This window comes from Clostridium ljungdahlii, from assembly GCF_001636845.1.
Taxonomy (GTDB): Bacteria; Bacillota; Clostridia; order Clostridiales; family Clostridiaceae; genus Clostridium_B; species Clostridium_B ljungdahlii_A.
This window is the reverse complement of record NZ_LITT01000001.1, coordinates 22902-43624: the sequence shown is the minus strand read 5'-3', so window position 1 is coordinate 43624 and position 20723 is coordinate 22902. Positions and strand designations below refer to the sequence as shown.

Below are 20723 nucleotides of genomic sequence, written 5' to 3'. Positions count from 1 at the left end.
CTTTTATACATTTAAATCTTTTTTCAAATCATCAATTGTAATTTCAGGTAACGTTCCTGGTGGATATATTCTATCAAATCCCATACTCTTAAATTTATTATATACATCTTCCCACTTTTGTTTTCCAACCACTAAATTTCCACCTGCATAAATCAGTATACCTTTAAGACCTGATTCATCACATTTTTCTCTAAGTCCCCTGCAATCCATTTCTCCATGTCCATAAAGTGATGATACTAAAATAGCATCTGCTTTCGTTTCAATTGCAGCATTTATAAAATCTTCTTGTGGTGAAAGAACTCCTATATTTATTACGTTAAATCCAGCTTCCGTAATGGCATGATCTAATATTTTATTTCCAACTGCATGACAATCAGAGCCAATTACTCCTAAAACTATGGTTTTCATTATAAAACACCTCCAAATTGCATAAATACCAATTAGTTAAAATCTTTATTAACATACATTAATCATATATTAAAAAATAAATAATATTATTTATTTTCAATCTTATTAAATGTCAATTTGCATACTTTAGCTTAATTATTTTGGTTGAGTTCAACTATTTTTGATTTTAGATCTTTAATTGAATTATCATCGAGATTATATAAAAATCTCATTATATGCTTCTTGTCCACATTATGCGACTCAACATCTTTATATCTTCCTGGTGAAACTATCAATATATCTACATTATTTATAACTTTTTCAAGTTCCTGATCATTAAAAGTATTAGTAAATTGAATATCAATATCTCCAAGCCCTGCTCTTTCAAGTGCTCCTCTTGCTTTAAACATAAACTCCTTAGAAATACATACAAACGCAAATCTAGTATTACTAGGATACCTAGCAATCTTAACTATTGTTGCCAAATCTACATTTATGGCTACACCTATTACTTCTTTGTGTAATCCTTCCGTTAGTTTAATTACTTCATTCACATGGTTAAAAGTTGCTATTATAACTTGGCTTTTTTCTATAATCTCCCTAGTTTCGCTGCTTATATTCCTTATGTCATCAAGAGTAAAAGGTACTATATTCATGTCCGTGCTTTCCATAAGCTGTTTACTAAACATTCTAGATTGCTCTATATTACATTCCACATATACTGCACTAATTTTACTTATAAGTTCTTTCTTTTCCCTTATTCTTTGAGTGACAACTTCTAAAAATACATCTGGATCTATACCCGATTCAATAGCTTCTTCAAACGCAAGATCTATAAACTTTGTTATTTTTTCCTTTGTATTTTGAACTTTCCAAGGATTCGCTTCTTCTGCTACAAAAGTTCCTCGTCCCTGGTAAGATTTTAAAACGCCATCCTGTTCTAATTCATTATAAGCTGTGCTTATAGTATTTCTACTTACATTAAGTTTTTCAGATAATTCTCTTTCTGTAGGCATTTTTTCGCCTACCTTAATGAGGTTACCTTTAACTAAATCCATTATTTGGCTTTTTACTTGTAAATATAATGGTACTCCACTATCTTTATTTATTTTAATGTTTATGGCAATCACCTCAAATTATTGGATTAATGGATTAATCCATTACTTTACCTAAAGGGTACCATAATGCAAGATTAAAATCAATAGCTTTTTGTTAACTTTCAATTTTCAGAAAATTCTTATGAAATTGTTTTCAGAATGTGTTTTTAGAGGATTAGAGACTAAATAAAATGCTTCTTCAATTAGTCTAAATTTAAGGATGGCTGCCATTAATTAGTCCAATTTTACTTAACGCGAACATAAAGTCCAATTTTGAGAAATGTCTCCTGAAATAAAAGATTTGAACAATTCCCCCTTAAGAATTGCATATCCATATGCAATTCTTAAAATTATCCCTCTATAAAGGCTATTTTACTGTAAATATTGGGGAATATAATTTTTTCAGTATAGATTTTCAGTGTAGATATGTTAGATTTTTTATTTAATTATTATTTCCCTGAAAAACATCATCCTTTTTTTTAGTTACATTTTTATTAATCCCAAATGCATAATAACATATAATTAAACCTGCTATCCAAATAGGTCCTAATACAACTGCTATTAAAGTATCTGGATTAAATGCCATCATTATAAATACAAATACTAGATATGCCAAACTAATATAACTTACATAAGGATATCCTTTAGCTGGGAACTTCAATTTTTTTATTTGTTCTTGTGTGAGAGTTTTTCTAAATTTCATTTGTCCAAGTACAATCATAAACCAGGCAAAAAGCCCTGCAAAAGTTGCAACAGATGCAATATATGTAAATACTTGTGCTGGAAGAAAATAATTAAGTATAACACCTATAAGCATACATGCTGCAGAACCTAATATTGCATTCTTAGGTACTTTTGTACTACTAAGCTTGTTAAATATTTTAGGGGCTCCTCCTTGAAGAGATAAATTATATACCATACGTCCTGTGGTATAAATACCACTATTGCATGAAGACAGTGCTGCAGTAAGTACAACAAAATTTATAATTCCAGCTGCAGCTTTAATTCCTATTTTATTAAATGTTAAAACAAAAGGACTTCCTATTGTTCCTATTTTATTCCAAGGATAAAGTGACATAATTACTGTTAATGATCCAATATAAAATATGCAAATTCTCCAAAAAACCTTATTAATGGCTGATGGTATGGTTTTTTCAGGATTTTTTGCTTCTCCTGCCGTAATTCCTATAAGTTCAGTTGCGAAAAAAGCAAAAGTAACTAGTGGAAGTGCCTTTAGTAAACCTTTTATTCCATTGGGGAAAAATCCTCCATTACTCCATAAGTTTCTAAATCCTACTATCTTTCCTCCATTTCCTATTCCAGTAAATACCACAATTAAGCCTAAAATTATCATGGCAATAATAGCAACAACTTTTATAATTGCAAACCAAAATTCAAATTCTCCATAAGCTTTTACATTAGTTAAGTTTACAGTTATCATTAAAGCAAGTGCTACAAAAGCAGATATCCACCTTGGAACTGATGGAAACCAAAAATTTATGTAAATACCAATAGCCGTAATTTCTGCCATACAACATGAAATCCAATTTAACCAATAAGTCCATCCTGTTAAATAACCCGCAAGTGGTCCTATATACTCATTAGCATAAGCACTAAAAGAGCCTGCAAGCGGCTGTTCCACTGACATTTCACCAAGTGCTCGCATGATAAAAAATAAAATCATTCCACCTATGGCATAATCCAGTAGAATTGAAGGTCCTGCCATATTAATAGTAGTTGCAGATCCTAAAAATAATCCAACTCCAATAGCACCACCCAGTGCTATTAACTGAATATGCCTTTCTTCCAATCCACGATTGAGATCTTCATGTAAACCAGAATTTTCATTGCCCATGTAAAATCCTCCCTTTATTTTTATATTTATAAGTCATATCTCCTTATATCTCTATATAACGTAGACACACTTATTCCTAACTCTTTTGCAATCCTCTGTTTTGCTAAAAAAGTATTACCATTGGGACTGTCAATGATTAAAGGCTTACCATTTTTAATAACATAGTCATTGGCACATCCCTTAGGAAGAGCTTGCCCAATTGATTTTTTGAATAATCCACTTGCTGCAACCCTTACTAAATGGCTATCTACAATATAAATATCAAATTCAATAACCGAACTTGTCGTCTCTATTAAATTTTATATAAATTCTCTTATCTCATACATTGAACTATACATATTATTCCACTATCCTGCCTAAAACCTGTATGCTACTTTATATTAATTAGCATAACATAATAATGAGTAAATATTTCCTGCCATACTGCTTGACAATATGACATATTTACATTTTATACTTAAATATATCTAAAACTACATAATTATACTTAAATATACTTTATACATAAAATATACAATTAAGCCATAGTAACCTTACTTTTTCTAGACATCTTGTTTTCTCTACATGCCTCTATAAATGCCCTAAAAATAAAGAGTTGTTCACCATGTTTTTCTTCTAACATTTCAGGATGCCACTGCGTCCCTAATATAAAAATCTATCTTCTTTCATTTCTATAGCCTCTACAGTACACTGTTCACTTTTATTTTAGAAATAAAACTCATTTTGACAGTACATTTGTCAAAATGAAAATCACTTCTAATTGGGCAAAAATAAAGTAGACTTTGCTCCTATCACAAAATCCACTTTATTTTAGTTGATATTTAATTAGAAGAATAATATTCTTTCACTGACCTAGCTATAGAATCTGCTATTCTATTTTGATATTCATCTGTAATCAATTTACTTTTTTCCTGAGCATTAGATAGGAATCCACATTCTACAAGTACAGAAGGTCTAGTATCTTCACATCTAAGTACCTTATAACAGTTTTTTGCTGCTTTTTCCTTTCTATTATTGTTCTTGTCAAGATCATTTACCAAATTTTTTTGAAGAATATAAGCTAACTTTTTACTATTCTCATTTTTAGAATACCACACTTGGGCTCCATAGTATTTAGCCTGAGGGAACATATTTAAGTGTATACTTATAAACATATTACAATTTGTACTTTTTTTCAATTCACACCTATTATTTAAATCTTCAACCTTCTTTTTTCTTATTCTACCATCATCTGTATACAGACCCTCGTCTTTTTCTCTAGTCATAACAACTTTGAACTTCTCTTTTAGTAACTTGTCCTTAAGTTTATTACTTATTTTTAAATTTATTTCCTTTTCCATTATTCCATCTTTTGATATCGCTCCACTATCTATCCCTCCATGCCCAGGATCTATAAGTATAGTGCTACTTTCTTTAGTAACATTTTCATTACCTAATACTAAAGATGGACATACCATATTTATGCTGCATATTATCAATATCAACAATATAACTCTTGCTTTTTTTATGTTCAATATACACCCACTCCTTATAATTATTTAGAGCCTTAATATATATTTACCCAAAACATAAAAAGTTATTAAATTATTTTCAATAAAAAATAGCTTATACACACACAAATTTTGTATGTATAAACTATTTTGAATTCTGATATTATCTCTTTGAAAATTGTGGAGCTCTTCTTGCTTTCTTAAGACCATATTTCTTTCTTTCTTTCATTCTTGGGTCTCTTGTTAAGAAACCAGCCTTTTTAAGTTCCGGTCTTAAATTCTCATCTGCTTTTAAGAGAGCTCTTGATATTCCATGTCTTATAGCTCCAGCCTGACCTGTAAATCCTCCTCCATGAACATTTACAAGTACATTAAACTTTCCTTTAGTTGAAGTCAATTCCAATGGTTGGTTAACTATAACCTTTAAAGTATCCAATCCAAAGTAATCATCCATATCTCTCTTATTTATAGTTACTTTACCTTCTCCAGGTACAAGTCTAACTCTTGCTATTGACTTTTTTCTTCTTCCTGTTCCAAAATACTGAACCTTAGCCATTTTTTATCCTCCCTCCAGCTCTAACCTAATATTTTAATTCTAATACTTCTGGCTTTTGAGCTTCATGATTGTGCTCAGCACCTCTGTATACTTTTAATTTTTTAAACATTTGTCTTCCTAGTGGACCATCTGGAAGCATTCTTCTTACAGCTTCCTGGAATACAAATTCTGGTTTCTTTGCTAAAGCATCTCTATAAGAAATTTCCTTTAATCCACCTGGATATAAGGAATGATGTCTCAACATCTTTTGATCTAATTTTTTACCAGTTAAAACTACTTTTTCTGCATTTATTACTATTACAAAATCTCCTGTATCAACATGTGGTGTATATATTGGTTTATTTTTACCTCTTAATATTGAAGCAATTTGACTTGCTACTCTTCCAAGGGGCTTTCCTGCAGCATCAACAATGTACCATTTTCTTTCAATTTGTTCAGGTTTTGCTATATATGATTTCATGGCTTTCCCGTTATACAATTAACGGTTTTCAACTCCTCTCTTATTCTAGTTTCTTTTAATCTCTAAAAAAAACTTCTAAATTTTCATAAACGATTCTCTATATAAAGACCCGGGGCTGGTGGATCCTTTATATCCAAAATACAAACAATTTATATTATAATACAATGTGCCTGGTGTGTCAATCTAGTAAAATATTTTTTCCAAACAAAGGCCTAAGGCTGGTACAGGCTTCCCGGCTTTTGACCTATCCTTAGACTCTAAAATATCTTTCACATATTCTGGCGTAAACCTTCCTAACCCTACTTCTAATAAAGTACCTACTATTATCCTTACCATATTGTACAAGAATCCATCTCCAACTATACTAAACTTAATCAAATTGTCTTCTTGTACAATAGTTAACTCTCTCACTGTTCTAACAGAAGATTTAACAGAACTTCCCTTTTTCTTAAAAGCAGAAAAATCATGAGTACCTATAAAGTACTTACATGCATTTTTCATTTTACCAATATCCAATTTTCTCCTAAAGTAATAAACATATTGTCTTCCAATAACAGGCCTATTATTTCCCGTTACTATTGTATAAACATATTTTTTACCTAAGCTGTGATACCTAGAATGAAAACTATCATCCACTTCTCTGGCGTTTAATACAACTATATCTTTAGGTAATACTCCATTTAGCGCCATTTTAAAATTAGAACTTGGTATTTTACTATTAGTAAAAAAGTTGCACACAAATCCTCTTGCATGAACTCCTGCATCAGTTCTGCTTGCACCTATAACTTCAGAAAAACTCCCTGTAATTTTTTTAATAGCTTCCTCTAATCTTTGCTGAATTGTCATAGCATTATCTTGTCTCTGCCATCCAGAATAATTTGTACCATCATATTCTATTGTAAGCATTACATTCTTCATTAATGCCACCATACTCTACTGAATATAGACACACACACCAATGCAAAAACACACACTGATGCCGTAAAGTCCTTATTAGTTAACTTAAGCTGTTTCATCCTAGTCCTGCCTTCTCCACCTGTGTAACATCTAGCTTCCATTGCCATTGCCAGTTCATCTGCACGCCTAAAAGAACTTATAAAAAGTGGAACTAGGATTGGGATAAGATTCTTAGCTCTCTGAATTATGTTTCCAGATTGAAAATCCGCTCCTCTTGCCATTTGAGCTTTCATTATTTTATCTGTTTCATCCATCAGTGTCGGTATAAATCTAAGTGCTATGGTCATCATCATAGCTAACTCATGAGCAGGCACTCCTATTTTTTTCATTGGACTTAAAAGTTTTTCTATTGCATCTGTGAGTTCAATAGGAGATGTAGTTAAAGTTAGTAGTGAGGTTCCTATAATTAAGAATACAAGTCTAACTGCCATAAATGCAGCCATAACTAATCCTTCTTTATACACAACTAAAAACTTCCACTTAAATAAAGGTGGATTAATTCCCGTTGTCATAAATATATTCAGCACTGCAGTTATAATAACTAATATGAATATTGGCTTAAGTCCTTTATAAATGTATGAAAACTGTATCTTAGATATAAGTATTGAAATTATAGTGAATAATACTATAAATATATAGCCTTTAAAGCTGTTTACTATAAATAAATCTACAATATATATTAAAGATATCAATATCTTAACTCTTGGATCCAACTTATGAACAAAAGAATTCCCAGGTACATATTGACCTATTGTAATATCTTTAATCATTTACTAGCTCTCCTAACTTTTACTTAATATTTTGAGTATTTCTTCTTTTGCCTGCTTTACTGTAAATACATCTTTTGATATATTTATGCCCTTTTCCCTAAGCTTTTTTACCATATATGTTACTTGAGGTACTGCAAGTCCTACACTTTCCAAAGTGTCAACCTCATTAAAAACTTTTTCAGGAGGGCCATCAAGTATACATTTTCCCTGATGCATTACAATTATTCTACCAGCCAGCTTAGCTACATCTTCCATGCTGTGAGATACAAATATTATGGTCATATTGTATTCACTATGTAAATTTTTTATCTCTGAAAAGATGTCATCTCTTCCCTTGGGATCAAGACCTGCTGTTGGTTCATCTAATATGAGTACTTTAGGCTCCATAGCAACTACTCCTGCTATAGCAACTCTCCTCTTTTGCCCTCCGCTTAATTCAAAAGGAGATTTATCCTTGTAATCTTCATATTTTAATCCCACCATGTTCATGGCTCTCTTCACTCTTTTATTTATATCATCATCACTCAATCCCAAATTTTTAGGACCAAAAGCAATGTCTTTTTCTATAGTTTCCTCAAATAACTGATATTCAGGATACTGAAATACAAGTCCTACTTTTTTTCTTATAAAATTCAAATTTATCTTTTTATCAGTAATATCTACTCCATCTACTATTATCTTGCCTGAACTTGGTTTTAAGAGTCCATTTATATGTTGAATAAGTGTTGATTTTCCCGAACCCGTGTGTCCTATCAAAGCAACACATTCTCCATCTTCTACTTCAATATTTATGTCATCTAGTGCTTTTTTTTCAAAAGGTGAACCTTTCATATATATATGAGTTAAATTTTCTATTTTAATCGGCATAATTCACTCACCATCTCATCTATAGTTAATATATCAGGTTTAATATCTACACCACTATTCCTAAGCTCATAGGCTAATTCTGTCATTTGAGGTACATCAAGTCCTATTTTTTTCATTTTGGATACCTGACTAAATATATTTCTAGGAGATCCTTCCATTATAATTTTACCTTCATCCATAACAATTATTCTATCTGCTTCTACTGCTTCTTCCATATAATGTGTAATTAGAATTACTGTCATATTGTACTTGCTGTTTATATCTTTTATTGTACTCATTACTTCACGCCTACCAGACGGATCAAGCATTGCAGTTGATTCATCAAATATTATACAATCTGGTCTCATAGCAAGCACTCCTGCTATAGCTACCCTTTGCTTTTGTCCACCTGAAAGTAAATGAGGTGCATGTCTCCTATATTCATACATATTTACTCTTTTTAAACACTCATCAACTCTTGCTCTTATTTCCGCTGATGGAACTCCTAGGTTTTCTGGTCCAAAAGCAACATCTTCTTCTACTATAGTAGCAACTATTTGGTTATCTGGATTTTGAAAAACCATTCCTGCCTTATTTCTTATCTTCCAGGTATTTTTTTCATCTGAAGTATCTATATCTTCTACATATACTTTTCCATCAGTTGGAACTAAAAGAGCATTTATATGTTTAGCCATAGTAGATTTTCCAGATCCATTTCTTCCAAGCACTACAAGGAATTCTCCCTTTTTTACTTGAAAATTCACATGATCTACAGCTAATTTTACATTTTCATTATCATTGTCCTTATATTTATAGCTTACATTATCACATACTATTATATTTTTTTCCATAGAAACACCTCACTAATTTGATGAGCAACAAAATTGAAACAGCATTTTATAGAAAAACAGGGATTAAGCTAGTCTTTACTTAATCCCTTTAATTTTATACTAACTCTAGTATAACTAATTCGGCTCCGTCGCCTCTTCTTGGACCCATTTTATACATTCTAGTGTATCCACCATTTCTTTCAGCATATTTAGGAGCTATATCTGTAAATAAATTTTTTACAACTTCTTCTTCAGTTACAAAAGAAAGTACCTGTCTTCTAGCATGAAGATCTCCTCTTTTTGCAAGAGTAATCATCTTTTCTGCTAAACTTCTTGTTTCCTTTGCTCTAGTTACAGTTGTCTGTATTTTACCATGCTTTAAAAAGTTAGTAACAAGACTTCTAAGCATTGCTCTTCTTTGGTCAGATGGACGTCCTAATTTACGATACTGTGCCATTTATATCCCTCCTTACTGTAGGTAATAAGTTTATCCGTTCGTTATTTTAACAAATTTTAGTCTTCACTTTGCTTTAATGATAATCCTAAGGCATCAAGCTTTTGCTCAACTTCTTCTAAGGATTTTTTACCTAAATTCCTTACCTTCATCATATCATCCATTGTTCTTTCTGTTAACTCTTGAACTGTATTTATTCCAGCCCTCTTTAGACAATTATAACTTCTCACTGAAAGGTCTAATTCTTCTATTGTCATCTCAAGAACCTTTTCCTTCTTATCCTCTTCCTTTTCAACCATTATTTCTACATTATTAGCATGATCAGTAAGAGTCATAAATAGTTTGAAATGTTCTATGAGAATTTTAGCTGATAAACTTACAGCTTCATCTGGTAATATAGTTCCATTAGTCCATACTTCCAATGATAATTTATCATAATCAGTTATTTGACCAACTCTTGTATTTTCTACAGCAAAATTAACTCTTTTAATAGGAGTGTATATTGAATCTACAGGAATAGTACCTATTGGCATGTCTTCAGACTTATTCTTTCTTTGAGAAACATATCCTCTTCCTCCGTTGACAGCAATCTCCATATAGAGTTTGCCATCATCATCTAAGGTAGCTATATGTAAGTCTTTATTAATTATTTCAACATCACCATCTGTTTTTATGTCTCCTGCAACAACTTCTCCTGGTCCTTGTGCATCTATATATATAGTTTTAGGACCTTCTCCATTCATCTTTAAAGCTAATTCTTTTATATTTAGAATTAGCTCTGCAACATCCTCTTTTACTCCACGAATAGTTGAAAATTCATGAAGTACACCATCTATTTTTATATGATTAGCAGCAACTCCTGGAAGGGAAGAAAGAAGAATCCTTCTAAGTGCATTACCAAGAGTAATACCATAGCCTCTTTCAAGGGGCTCCACTACAAACTTTCCATAGTTACCATCTTCACTAGTTTCAACACATTCTATTTTGGGTTTTTCTATTTCTAACATGAATATAACCCTCCTTCTATTTATCTAATAATGTATTCTGAGGGCAACTGATTCTATATTAACTACTTGCTGTATAACTCTACGATTAATGTTTCGTTAACAGGAACATCTATATCCTCTCTTGTTGGCTGTCTAAGAACTTTTGCTTGGAAATTTTCTACATTTCCTTCTAACCAAGTTGGTAAAGTTTTTGGGTTTTCTGCAAAAGTTTTAAATTTCTCTGATGATTTGCTCTTATCACTTACAGTTATATTATCATTAATTGATACCTTAAAAGAAGGTATATCCACTTTTCTTCCATTAACTAAAAAATGGCCATGAGTTACCAATTGTCTAGCTTCTGCTCTTGACTGTCCATATCCTAATCTATAAATTACATTGTCAAGTCTTGTTTCAAGTAGAACTAACAAATTTTCACCTGTTATTCCCTTTTTCCTATCAGCTGTTTCATAGTATTTTCTAAATTGTCCTTCTAATAGTCCATATATTCTCTTAGCCTTCTGCTTTTCTCTCAATTGTAAACCATAGTTTGATACTTTTTTTCTTCTTTGACCATGTTGTCCTGGTGCATATCCTCTTCTTGAAAATGCACATTTATCTGTATAACATCTATCCCCTTTAAGGAATAATTTTAAGCCTTCTCTTCTGCAAAGTCTGCATACTGATCCAGTATATCTTGCCATTAAAACTTACACCTCCCGTTACTAAACTCTTCTTCTTTTTGGTGGTCTGCATCCATTATGTGGAATTGGAGTAACATCTTTTATCAATGTAACTTCAAGTCCTGCTGCCTGTAATGACCTTATTGCGGCTTCTCTACCAGCACCAGGTCCCTTAACATATACTTCGATGCTTTTTAATCCATGTTCCATAGCTGCTTTAGCTGATGTTTCAGCTGCCATTTGTGCAGCAAATGGGGTGCTCTTTCTAGAGCCTCTAAATCCTAAACCACCTGCACTAGCCCAGGATAAAGTATTTCCCGCAGCATCGGTAATTGTAACTATAGAATTATTAAAAGTTGATCTTATATGTGCACAACCATGCTCAACATTTTTTCTTTCTTTTTTTCTCTTAGTTGTCTTTCTAACTTTTCCAGCTGCCATCTTTTTACCTCCTTATATTATTTTCCTACTACTTTCTTCTTGCCTGCTACCATTTTCTTAGGTCCTTTTCTTGTTCTTGCATTTGTCTTCGTTTTCTGTCCTCTGACTGGCAGACCTCTTCTATGCCTTATTCCTCTATATGAACCTATCTCTATCAATCTTTTTATATTAAGAGCAATCTCTCTTCTCAAGTCACCCTCGATTGTTACATTCTTTACGTAATTTCTCAAAGAGTTAACTTCTTCTTCTGTTAGGTCTTTAACTCTAGTGTCTGGATTTACTCCAGCTTCTTTTAGAATTTTTTGAGAAGTTGATAACCCTATGCCATATATATAAGTTAGACCTATTTCAACTCTTTTTTCCTTTGGTAGGTCAATACCTGCTATTCTTGCCATTAAAATTTACACCTCCTAAAATCTGATTGGTAAGGATTAATTTACTTTATTTATATTATATTAAGCTTTAAAGCCAGCAAAGTAAATAACTTTACATTGCTGCAGCCGCACCTTAAAACGTTATTAACTCATAAATCATACATTAAGTATTAATAACGTGTTTTACTAATACTTACTTTTTATTAGTTTAGCCTTGTTTTTGTTTGTGCTTAGGATTTTCACAGATAACCATTACTCTTCCTTTTCGCTTTATGATCTTACACTTTTCACACATAGGCTTAACTGATGGCCTTACTTTCATAGCTAACCCTCCTTATTACTTCGCTCTCCAAGTTATTCTCCCACGAGTCAAATCGTAAGGAGAAAGCTCTACTGTAACTTTATCACCTGGTAATATTCTTATAAAATTCATTCTTAATTTACCAGATATATGTGCTAATATCTTATGTCCGCTTTCTAATTCTACCTGAAACATAGCATTTGGTAAAGCTTCTAAAACAGTACCCTGAATTTCAATAACATCATCTTTTGACATAAGGTATAATCAAACCTCCTTGTTATTGCTGACTGCAAAAAATCTGTTTAGCACCGAGCTTATAATCACTTTCAACGTACCAGTAAATTATGCTTCATATACTTACAGTCCATATTAATCCATAATACTAACACTTTAAATTAAAGTCAATATTTCTGGAGTATTTTCTAAAACACTATCGTCTTAATATATACTCCTCTGAAATTCTATCCAATTATTCAGTAGTTATTCTAGATTTTACTGTATCATCAGCTTTTGCTTGGTTTTCAACTTACAGGTTCCAGCATATCTATCTCTATTTGTGTTAAATTATTTGCAAATAGATTTTAAATTTTCTTTTACTCTTTGAAAAACCTCATTTATTTCTCCAGTTCCGTCTGCTATAGAAAGTGCTTTCTGCTTTTTATAGTACCCAATCAGAGGTTGAGTTTGCTTATCATATACATCTAACCTATCCTTAACAGTTGACTCAGTATCATCTTTTCTTTGTATAACATCACTATGACACACATCACACTTGCCTTTAACTTTAGTAGGATTAAATTTTATATGATAACTTGCGCCGCAAGATGGACAAACTCTTCTACCTGTCATTCTTTCAAGAATTAATTCTTTAGGAACATCTATAAGGAGAGCTGTATCTATCTTTTGCCCTTTATTATTTAAAAATAAGTCTAGAGCTTCAGCTTGATTTACGGTTCTAGGAAATCCATCTAACAAAAATCCGTTTTTGCAATCATCCTTGCCTAATCTATCTTTAACTATATTTATAGTAACCTCATCTGGTACTAATTGTCCGTTATCTAAATACTTTTTTGCCTCAACTCCAAGTGGAGTCTTCTCTGAAATATTCTTTCTAAAAATATCCCCAGTGGATATATGAGGTATGGAATATTCTTCACTAATAAATTTAGCTTGAGTCCCTTTTCCAGCTCCTGGAGGACCTAATAAAATTATTTTCAACAGCACCATCTCCAAAAATATTTTATCAATTCAAAAATCCATGATAATGACGCATTACTAGTTGCGATTCTAATTGTCTTATGGTCTCAATAGCTACATTTACTATAATTAATAGCCCTGTTCCACCAAAATATATGCCTTTAAAACTAGTATAAGTTTCTGCTACTATAGGAGATATTGCTATTATACCTGCAAAAGCTCCTCCTAATACTGACACTCTGGCTAAAACTCTTTCAATAAATATAGCCGTAGGCTCTCCTGGCCTTATGCCAGGTATAAATCCTGAGGACTTATTCATATTTTCGGCCATTTCCTCTGGCTTCATAGTAACTTCAGTATAAAACCATGTAAAGAAAATTGTAAGCAAGAAATAAAGCACTAAATATAACCAATTACTTTCTTTAAACGGACTATACACACTTCCTGTTATAAACTTGTTAAAAGCTGAGTCCGGCCAAAATTGCCCTATAGTCATTGGAAACTGCATAACTGATATAGCAAATATGATTCCAATAACAGCTGCTCCATTTACATTGATTGGAATATTAGTGGACTGACCTTTATACATTCTTCCTGCATTTGTTTTTCCTGCATACTGTATAGGAATCCTTCTCTCAGATAAACTTGAAATTACAACTCCTAAAAATAGCAAGAATATAACTGCTGCAAGTCCTATTACTTCCACAAAGTTAACTGTTTCAACCTGCTGCATTTTTAAAATTCCAGATACTGCAGAAGGAAATCTCGAAATAATGTTTATAAATATTATAAGAGATATTCCATTTCCAATACCATGCTCAGTAATCTGGTCACCAAGCCACATGAGAAAAGTTGACGCTACAGTCACAGTAAATATTATCATAAATATATTGAACTTATCAGATGGATTTGAAAGCGCACCTGCTCTATTTATAATAACATATATGGTTATTCCTTGAATTATACCTAGTGGTACTGAAGCATATCTAGTATATTCCTGTATCTTCTTTCTACCTTCTTCTCCTTCTTTAGATAATTGCTCTAAACGAGGCAAAGCAACTGTAAGAAGTTGGAATATGATGGAGGAATTGATAAATGGAATAACTCCCATAGCAAATATACTAAATCTGCTAAATGCTCCTCCTGCTAGAAGATCATAAAAGCCAAACAACGAGCCATTGCTAGTTAAACTACTTAACTTTGTAGTATCAATTCCTGGAACAGGAATAAAATTTCCCATTCTAAAAACTATTATCATAAATAAAGTAAATAGCAATCTTTTCCTTAGTTCAGGAACTTTCCAAGCATTACGCAAGGTTGATAGCACTTTATATCACCTCTACTTTTCCTCCAGCTGCCTCTATCTTTTCCACTGCAGTTTTAGTAAATTTAGCTGCTTTTACTGTGAGTTTCTTTTGCAATTCACCATTTCCAAGTATTTTTAAACCATCTTTGGACTTTTTAATTACCTTTTTCTCTAAAAGTAATTCTGGAGTAATTTCTGTTCCATCTTCAAATGCGTTTAGTCTTTCAACATTTAATTCATAATATTGTTTTGCAAATATATTAGTGAAGCCTCTTTTAGGAAGTCTTCTATACAATGGCATCTGTCCGCCTTCAAATCCTATTCTTACTCCACCACCGGATCTAGCTTTCTGTCCATTTTCACCTTTTCCAGCATTTCTTCCAAAACCAGAACCAGTACCTCTTCCAACTCTTTTTGGTGATTTTCTTGATCCTTCTGCTGGTTTTAATTCATGAAGTTTCATTCGTACTTACACCTCCTTCGTATTATGCCTCTTCTACCTTTAAAAGATAGCTAACTTTTTGGATCATTCCTCTGATCTGAGGATTATCCTCTTGCTCTACAACTTTTCCTATTTTTCTTAATCCAAGAGCATTTACAGTTGCTATATGATCTTTTTTTCTTCCTATTAAACTCTTTTCTAGAGTTATTTTAAGTTTAGCCAAGGTCATTCACTCCTAACCTAAAATCTCTTCGACAGTTTTTCCTCTAAGACTAGCTATATGTTCTGCTGTCTTTAGTCTTGATAAACCGTCAATAGTAGCATTTACCATATTTCTTGGATTATTAGAACCAACTGATTTTGCTCTAACATCCTTTAATCCTGCAAGTTCAAGAACTGCTCTAGAAGGTCCACCGGCTATAATTCCAGTACCTTCAGGAGCTGTCATTATAAGTACTCTTCCTGTTCCAAATTGACCAGCTATACTATGAGGTACTGTTGTACCTATAATTGGAACTTCGATTAAATTCTTCTTAGCATCTTCTATTCCTTTTCTGATTGCTTCAGGTATTTCTATAGATTTTCCAGTTCCTACGCCTACGTGGCCATTTTCATCTCCCACTACAACTAGGGCACTAAATCTAAAATTTCTACCACCTTTAACAACCTTAGCAACTCTATTTATGAATACAACCTTCTCTTTAAGATTTAAAGCGCTAGGATCGATTCTCATTTATTTCCCTCCTTATTAGAATTCTAAGCCAGCTTCTCTTGCACCTTCAGCAAGATTCTGTACTCTTCCATGATATATATATCCGCCTCTATCAAAAATTACTTCTTTGATTCCTTTTTCAATAGCTTTCTTAGCTATTGTCTGACCAACAACTTTTGCTGCTTCTTTATTACTTCCAACTCCTTGAAAATCTTTATCTACACTTGAAGCAGAAACTAGAGTTGTTCCCTTTACGTCATCTATTATTTGAGCATATATATTTTTTGCACTTCTATATACTGCAAGTCTTGGTCTTTCATTTGTTCCAGAAATTTTTCTACGAACTCTAAGATGACGCTTTGATCTTAGTTTTTTCTTATCATCTTTTTTAAACATAAGGTTCACTCCTTTCTACTACTTCTTACCTGTTTTTCCTTCTTTACGTCTTATAACTTCATTTTCATATTTAATTCCTTTTCCCTTGTAAGGTTCAGGTCTTCTCCAATTTCTTATATCTGCTGAGACATCGCCTACTAATTCTTTGTCGATACCTTTTACTACAACTTTTGTAGGTGCAGGTGTTTCAAAAGATATTCCTTCAACTGCCTCTACTTCAATTGGATGTGAAAATCCTAAGTTTAAAACTAACTTTTTTCCTTGTAACTGAGCTCTGTAACCAACACCTACTAATTCTAATGTCTTTGCATATCCTTCAGTTACACCAATAACCATATTATTTATCAATGCTCTAGTCAATCCATGAAGAGCTCTAGATTCTTTTTCATCATTATTTCTTTTAACTACTATTGAGTTATCCTCAACAGCAATATTCATATCTTTTCTCATAGCCTTTACAAGTTGGCCTTTAGGTCCTTTTACAGTAACAACGTTGTCTGGTGTTACTGCAAAGGTGACACCACTTGGAATAGCTATTGGAAGCTTTCCTATTCTTGACATCATTACACCTCCTGTATTCCTAATAGGTTCATAATAAATATCATTTACTACTAATCTTAGCTTATTTCTAAAACTACCATATGTAGCAAAGTACTTCTCCACCTACTCCTAATTTTCTTGCGTCTCTATCTGTAACAATTCCTTTAGAAGTTGATATTACTGCAACTCCAAGTCCATTTAAAACTTTAGGAATTTCTTCTTTTCTACAATAAACTCTTAATCCAGGTTTAGATATTCTCTTGAGTCCTGTTATAACCCTTTCTTTATCTTTACCATACTTCATTGAAAGTCTTATCATGTTTACAGAACCATCTGTATATTCCTCTACATTTTTTATATATCCTTCTTGAAGCATTATATTTAATAGTGCCTTCTTAATAGTTGAAGAAGGTACTTCTACTATTTCGTGTCTAACAATATTTGCATTTCTTATACGAGTAAGCAAATCTGCTATAGGATCAGTCATTACCATTTATTGTGCCTCCTTTCATCAATAACTAACATTTACCAACTTGCTTTTCTGCAGCCAGGTATTTCACCCTTATACGCAAGTTCTCTAAAGCATATACGACATATACCATATTTTTTTAATACAGCATGAGGTCTTCCACATATTCTACATCTTGTGTAAGCCCTTGTTGGATATTTAGGTTCCTTTTTCCACTTTTCTATCAAAGCTTTACGTGCCACGTTTTTCCCTCCTTATTTTTGAGCAAATGGCATTCCAAGAAGTTTAAGCAACTCTCTTGCTTCTTCATCAGTATTTGCAGTAGTGACAAAGATAACATCCATACCTCTGACTTTATCTATTTTATCATATTCTATTTCAGGGAATATTAATTGCTCTTTAATTCCTATGGAATAATTTCCTCTACCATCAAAAGATTTATCTGGAACTCCTGAGAAATCTCTAACTCTTGGTAGTGCTATATTAATTAATTTATCTGCAAATTCATACATATATTGTTTTCTTAAAGTAACTTTACATCCTATAGCCATATTTTCTCTTATTTTAAAGTTTGCTATAGATTTTTTTGCTCTAGTTAAAACTGGTTTTTGTCCTGTAATTAAAGTTAAGTCGCTAACTGCTGATTCTAAAACCTTTGGATTGTCCTTAGCTTCTCCTACACCCATGTTTATAACTATCTTATCAAGTTTTGGTGCCTGCATTATGTTCTTATATTTAAACTTATCCATTAAAGCAGGAATAACTTCCTTTTCATATTTCTCTTGTAACCTTGAACTCATATTTTTGCCCTCCTTTCAAAGATTAAAATGTTTCTCCGCACTTTTTACATACTCTTACTTTTGTTCCATCATCTAATATCTTGTGACTTATTCTAGTTACACTTTTACATTTGTCACAATATAACATTACTTTTGAACTATATATAGGAGCTTCTTTTTTAATTATGCCACCCTGCATATTTTGCTTATTTGGTTTCTGATGTTTTGAAACTACATTAACATCTTTAACAATGACTTTACCTGTTTTAGGCATAGCCTTTAAAACTTCTCCTGTTTTTCCTTTATCTTTACCGGATATAACCATGACTGTATCCTTTTTTCTAACATGTATCTTTGCCATTATAGCCACCTCCTTATCTTATAGAACTTCAGGCGCTAGTGATAATATTTTTGTATAATCTTTATCTCTTAGCTCTCTCGCAACTGGTCCGAAGATACGAGTTCCCTTTGGTTGCTTATCATCTTTTATTATAACAGCAGCATTCTCATCAAACTTTATATATGAACCGTCTGCTCTTCTAAGTCCTCTTACAGATCTGACGATAACAGCCTTTACAACTTCTCCTTTTTTAACAACACCGCCTGGTGTTGCACTTTTAACGCTAGCAACTATTGTATCACCGATGTTTCCCCATTTTCTCTTGGATCCACCTAAAACTCTTATACACATAATTTCCTTAGCTCCGGAATTATCTGCAACTTTCAATAATGTCTGTTGCTGAATCATTGAAAATACCCTCCTTTCAGCTATTATACTATTTAGCCTTTTCTACTATTTCCACAAGTCTCCATCTCTTATCCTTCGATAAAGGTCTCGTTTCCATTATTAATACTCTATCATTATTCCTTGCTTCATTGTTTTCATCATGAGCTTTAAATTTAGTAGTTCTGTTAACTGTTTTTCCGTACAGTGGATGACGTACTTTAGTTTCAACTGCAACTACTATAGTTTTATCCATTTTATCTGAGATAACTCTTCCTGTTCTTGTCTTTCTGTATCCTCTTTCCACAGAATAAACCTCCTTTCAAACTATTGTTCAAATGATCTTAGCTCTTCTTCCCTAAGGATGGTTTTAATTTGGGCTATAGATTTTTTGACTTCCTTTATTCTCATTGGATTTTCTAATTGACCTGTAGCCAATTGAAATCTCAAATTAAACAATTCTGACTTAAGATCTTGTACTTTTGCCTGTAAATCTTGAGTGCTGCTTTGTCTTAACTCTTGCAATTCTCTAGCCTTCATTGCTTTCACCACCCACTTCTTCAAAATCTTTTCTTGTAACGAACTTAGTCTTTATAGGCAATTTATGTGATGCAAGCCTCATTGCTTCTCTTGCTACTGGTTCAGGAACACCTGATAGTTCAAATAATACCCTACCTGGTTTAACAACTGCTACCCAATATTCTGGTGATCCTTTACCTGATCCCATACGTGTTTCAGCAGGTTTTTCTGTAATTGGTTTATCTGGGAAAATCTTTATCCAAAGTTTTCCTCCCCTTTTGATATATCTATTTATAGCTATTCTGGCTGCTTCTATCTGATTTGCTGTTATCCATGCACATTCTGTAGCCTGTATAGCGTAATCTCCATATGCTATAAAATTACCTCTTGTAGCTTTGCCTTTCATTCTACCACGTTGTACCTTACGATGCTTAACTCTCTTAGGCATTAACATATGCTATTCCTCCTTCCCTATGCTTTAACTTCTTCCTTGTTTTCAACAGGCTTTTTAGCAGGGAGCACTTCTCCTCTATATACCCATACTTTTACACCTATTTTACCATATGTGGTATTTGCTTCTGCAAATCCATAATCTATGTCGGCTCTTAATGTCTGGAGTGGAATTGTACCTTCATGGTATGACTCAGCTCTTGCAATTTCTGCGCCACCAAGTCTTCCTGAACATGTAGTCTTAACACCCTTAACACCAGACTTCATAGCTCTTTGTATTGTTTGTTTCATAGCTCTTCTAAAGGAAATTCTCTTTTCCAATTGCAAAGCTACATTTTCTGCCATAAGCTGGGCATCAGCCTCTGCCTGCTTTACTTCAACAATGTTTATAAGCACAGTTTTTTCAGTAACCATTTTTTGAATTTCAGCTTTTAAAGCATTAATTCCTTGGCCGCCTTTTCCTATTATCATTCCAGGTTTTGCTGTAAATACATTTAACTTAACTCTTTTTGCTGCTCTTTCAATTTGAATCTTTGAAACTCCAGCAATAGCAGTTTTTGCTTTTACAAATTTTCTAATTTTATTATCTTCAACTATATTGTCTGCAAAATTTTTCTTATTTGCATACCATTTAGCATCCCATTCTTTAATAACACCAACTCTTAGGCCATGTGGATGTACTTTCTGTCCCATCTGTTTCCC

General features: G+C 32.6%; 33 protein-coding genes. All 33 read right to left on the bottom strand.

The features are described from left to right. Positions 1–3: 3 nt before the first annotated feature. The gene (glmS, locus tag WY13_RS00305; protein WP_063553728.1) at positions 4–408 is read right to left on the bottom strand and encodes a methylaspartate mutase subunit S; all 405 of its coding nucleotides are present in this window, start codon (positions 406–408) and stop codon (positions 4–6) included. A 131-nt stretch (positions 409–539) separates the two neighbouring features. Further along, positions 540–1517 (bottom strand): GntR family transcriptional regulator, encoded by a 978-nt coding sequence (locus WY13_RS00300; protein ID WP_063553727.1) that lies wholly within the window; start codon positions 1515–1517, stop codon positions 540–542. A 409-nt stretch (positions 1518–1926) separates the two neighbouring features. Then, a complete protein-coding gene (locus WY13_RS00295) occupies positions 1927–3339 on the bottom strand; it encodes an amino acid permease (RefSeq protein ID WP_063553726.1) in 1413 nt (470 codons plus the stop codon). 821 nt (positions 3340–4160) lie between these two features. Beyond that, the gene (cwlD, locus tag WY13_RS00290) at positions 4161–4796 is read right to left on the bottom strand and encodes an N-acetylmuramoyl-L-alanine amidase CwlD (protein ID WP_242866291.1); all 636 of its coding nucleotides are present in this window, start codon (positions 4794–4796) and stop codon (positions 4161–4163) included. Positions 4797–4992: 196 nt separating this feature from the next. Then, positions 4993–5385: a 30S ribosomal protein S9 gene (gene rpsI / locus WY13_RS00285; protein WP_013240659.1), complete on the bottom strand. Its 393-nt coding sequence runs from the start codon at positions 5383–5385 to the stop codon at positions 4993–4995. Positions 5386–5410: 25 nt separating this feature from the next. Continuing rightward, positions 5411–5845, bottom strand: a complete 435-nt coding sequence (gene rplM / locus WY13_RS00280; RefSeq protein ID WP_013240660.1) for a 50S ribosomal protein L13 — start codon at positions 5843–5845, stop codon at positions 5411–5413. A 183-nt stretch (positions 5846–6028) separates the two neighbouring features. Further along, positions 6029–6763: a tRNA pseudouridine(38-40) synthase TruA gene (truA, locus tag WY13_RS00275; RefSeq protein WP_063553725.1), complete on the bottom strand. Its 735-nt coding sequence runs from the start codon at positions 6761–6763 to the stop codon at positions 6029–6031. Next, complete coding sequence (locus WY13_RS00270) at positions 6763–7572, bottom strand: energy-coupling factor transporter transmembrane component T family protein (RefSeq protein ID WP_063553724.1); 810 nt, start codon at positions 7570–7572, stop codon at positions 6763–6765. The genes truA and WY13_RS00270 overlap by 1 nt, the downstream gene beginning before the upstream one ends. A gap of 12 nt (positions 7573–7584) precedes the next feature. After that, positions 7585–8439 (bottom strand): energy-coupling factor transporter ATPase, encoded by an 855-nt coding sequence (locus WY13_RS00265; RefSeq protein WP_063553723.1) that lies wholly within the window; start codon positions 8437–8439, stop codon positions 7585–7587. Continuing rightward, positions 8424–9269 (bottom strand): energy-coupling factor transporter ATPase, encoded by an 846-nt coding sequence (locus WY13_RS00260; RefSeq protein WP_063553722.1) that lies wholly within the window; start codon positions 9267–9269, stop codon positions 8424–8426. Before WY13_RS00260 ends, WY13_RS00265 begins: the two co-directional genes overlap by 16 nt. Before the next feature lie 94 nt (positions 9270–9363). Continuing rightward, complete coding sequence (gene rplQ / locus WY13_RS00255) at positions 9364–9705, bottom strand: 50S ribosomal protein L17 (protein ID WP_013240665.1); 342 nt, start codon at positions 9703–9705, stop codon at positions 9364–9366. Positions 9706–9761: 56 nt separating this feature from the next. After that, positions 9762–10709, bottom strand: coding sequence for a DNA-directed RNA polymerase subunit alpha (locus tag WY13_RS00250; RefSeq protein WP_063553721.1), 948 nt, complete (start codon positions 10707–10709; stop codon positions 9762–9764). Positions 10710–10771: 62 nt separating this feature from the next. Further along, on the bottom strand, positions 10772–11392 hold the full coding sequence (gene rpsD, locus WY13_RS00245) for a 30S ribosomal protein S4 (RefSeq protein WP_063553720.1): 621 nt from the start codon (positions 11390–11392) through the stop codon (positions 10772–10774). 21 nt (positions 11393–11413) lie between these two features. Then, on the bottom strand, positions 11414–11812 hold the full coding sequence (rpsK, locus tag WY13_RS00240; RefSeq protein ID WP_013240668.1) for a 30S ribosomal protein S11: 399 nt from the start codon (positions 11810–11812) through the stop codon (positions 11414–11416). A gap of 17 nt (positions 11813–11829) precedes the next feature. Next, positions 11830–12207, bottom strand: a complete 378-nt coding sequence (gene rpsM, locus WY13_RS00235; RefSeq protein WP_013240669.1) for a 30S ribosomal protein S13 — start codon at positions 12205–12207, stop codon at positions 11830–11832. 187 nt (positions 12208–12394) lie between these two features. Beyond that, a complete protein-coding gene (rpmJ, locus tag WY13_RS00230) occupies positions 12395–12508 on the bottom strand; it encodes a 50S ribosomal protein L36 (RefSeq protein ID WP_007062395.1) in 114 nt (37 codons plus the stop codon). A gap of 15 nt (positions 12509–12523) precedes the next feature. After that, on the bottom strand, positions 12524–12742 hold the full coding sequence (gene infA, locus WY13_RS00225; protein ID WP_013240670.1) for a translation initiation factor IF-1: 219 nt from the start codon (positions 12740–12742) through the stop codon (positions 12524–12526). A gap of 309 nt (positions 12743–13051) precedes the next feature. Then, positions 13052–13705, bottom strand: coding sequence for an adenylate kinase (locus WY13_RS00220; protein WP_063553719.1), 654 nt, complete (start codon positions 13703–13705; stop codon positions 13052–13054). Positions 13706–13730: 25 nt separating this feature from the next. After that, positions 13731–15011 (bottom strand): preprotein translocase subunit SecY, encoded by a 1281-nt coding sequence (secY, locus tag WY13_RS00215; protein WP_063553718.1) that lies wholly within the window; start codon positions 15009–15011, stop codon positions 13731–13733. Position 15012: 1 nt separating this feature from the next. Then, complete coding sequence (gene rplO / locus WY13_RS00210) at positions 15013–15453, bottom strand: 50S ribosomal protein L15 (RefSeq protein ID WP_063553717.1); 441 nt, start codon at positions 15451–15453, stop codon at positions 15013–15015. Between the two features lie 22 nt (positions 15454–15475). Further along, a complete protein-coding gene (gene rpmD, locus WY13_RS00205) occupies positions 15476–15655 on the bottom strand; it encodes a 50S ribosomal protein L30 (protein WP_063553716.1) in 180 nt (59 codons plus the stop codon). Positions 15656–15667: 12 nt separating this feature from the next. Continuing rightward, positions 15668–16165, bottom strand: a complete 498-nt coding sequence (gene rpsE / locus WY13_RS00200; protein WP_013240675.1) for a 30S ribosomal protein S5 — start codon at positions 16163–16165, stop codon at positions 15668–15670. A gap of 15 nt (positions 16166–16180) precedes the next feature. After that, positions 16181–16540: a 50S ribosomal protein L18 gene (rplR, locus tag WY13_RS00195; RefSeq protein WP_063553715.1), complete on the bottom strand. Its 360-nt coding sequence runs from the start codon at positions 16538–16540 to the stop codon at positions 16181–16183. Positions 16541–16558: 18 nt separating this feature from the next. Further along, positions 16559–17101, bottom strand: a complete 543-nt coding sequence (gene rplF / locus WY13_RS00190) for a 50S ribosomal protein L6 (protein ID WP_063553714.1) — start codon at positions 17099–17101, stop codon at positions 16559–16561. A 73-nt stretch (positions 17102–17174) separates the two neighbouring features. Next, on the bottom strand, positions 17175–17573 hold the full coding sequence (gene rpsH / locus WY13_RS00185) for a 30S ribosomal protein S8 (protein WP_013240678.1): 399 nt from the start codon (positions 17571–17573) through the stop codon (positions 17175–17177). 32 nt (positions 17574–17605) lie between these two features. Next, the gene (locus tag WY13_RS00180) at positions 17606–17791 is read right to left on the bottom strand and encodes a type Z 30S ribosomal protein S14 (RefSeq protein WP_013240679.1); all 186 of its coding nucleotides are present in this window, start codon (positions 17789–17791) and stop codon (positions 17606–17608) included. Between the two features lie 12 nt (positions 17792–17803). Next, on the bottom strand, positions 17804–18349 hold the full coding sequence (gene rplE, locus WY13_RS00175) for a 50S ribosomal protein L5 (RefSeq protein ID WP_013240680.1): 546 nt from the start codon (positions 18347–18349) through the stop codon (positions 17804–17806). Between the two features lie 22 nt (positions 18350–18371). Next, complete coding sequence (gene rplX, locus WY13_RS00170) at positions 18372–18689, bottom strand: 50S ribosomal protein L24 (protein ID WP_063553713.1); 318 nt, start codon at positions 18687–18689, stop codon at positions 18372–18374. 18 nt (positions 18690–18707) lie between these two features. Continuing rightward, positions 18708–19076: a 50S ribosomal protein L14 gene (gene rplN / locus WY13_RS00165; RefSeq protein WP_013240682.1), complete on the bottom strand. Its 369-nt coding sequence runs from the start codon at positions 19074–19076 to the stop codon at positions 18708–18710. 28 nt (positions 19077–19104) lie between these two features. Then, entirely contained in the window at positions 19105–19359 is a 255-nt protein-coding gene (rpsQ, locus tag WY13_RS00160; protein WP_013240683.1) for a 30S ribosomal protein S17, read from the bottom strand. A gap of 20 nt (positions 19360–19379) precedes the next feature. Continuing rightward, positions 19380–19592, bottom strand: coding sequence for a 50S ribosomal protein L29 (gene rpmC, locus WY13_RS00155; protein ID WP_013240684.1), 213 nt, complete (start codon positions 19590–19592; stop codon positions 19380–19382). After that, entirely contained in the window at positions 19582–20025 is a 444-nt protein-coding gene (gene rplP, locus WY13_RS00150; RefSeq protein ID WP_013240685.1) for a 50S ribosomal protein L16, read from the bottom strand. Before rplP ends, rpmC begins: the two co-directional genes overlap by 11 nt. Before the next feature lie 17 nt (positions 20026–20042). Then, entirely contained in the window at positions 20043–20714 is a 672-nt protein-coding gene (gene rpsC, locus WY13_RS00145) for a 30S ribosomal protein S3 (protein ID WP_063553712.1), read from the bottom strand. Between the last annotated feature and the right edge of the window lie 9 nt (positions 20715–20723).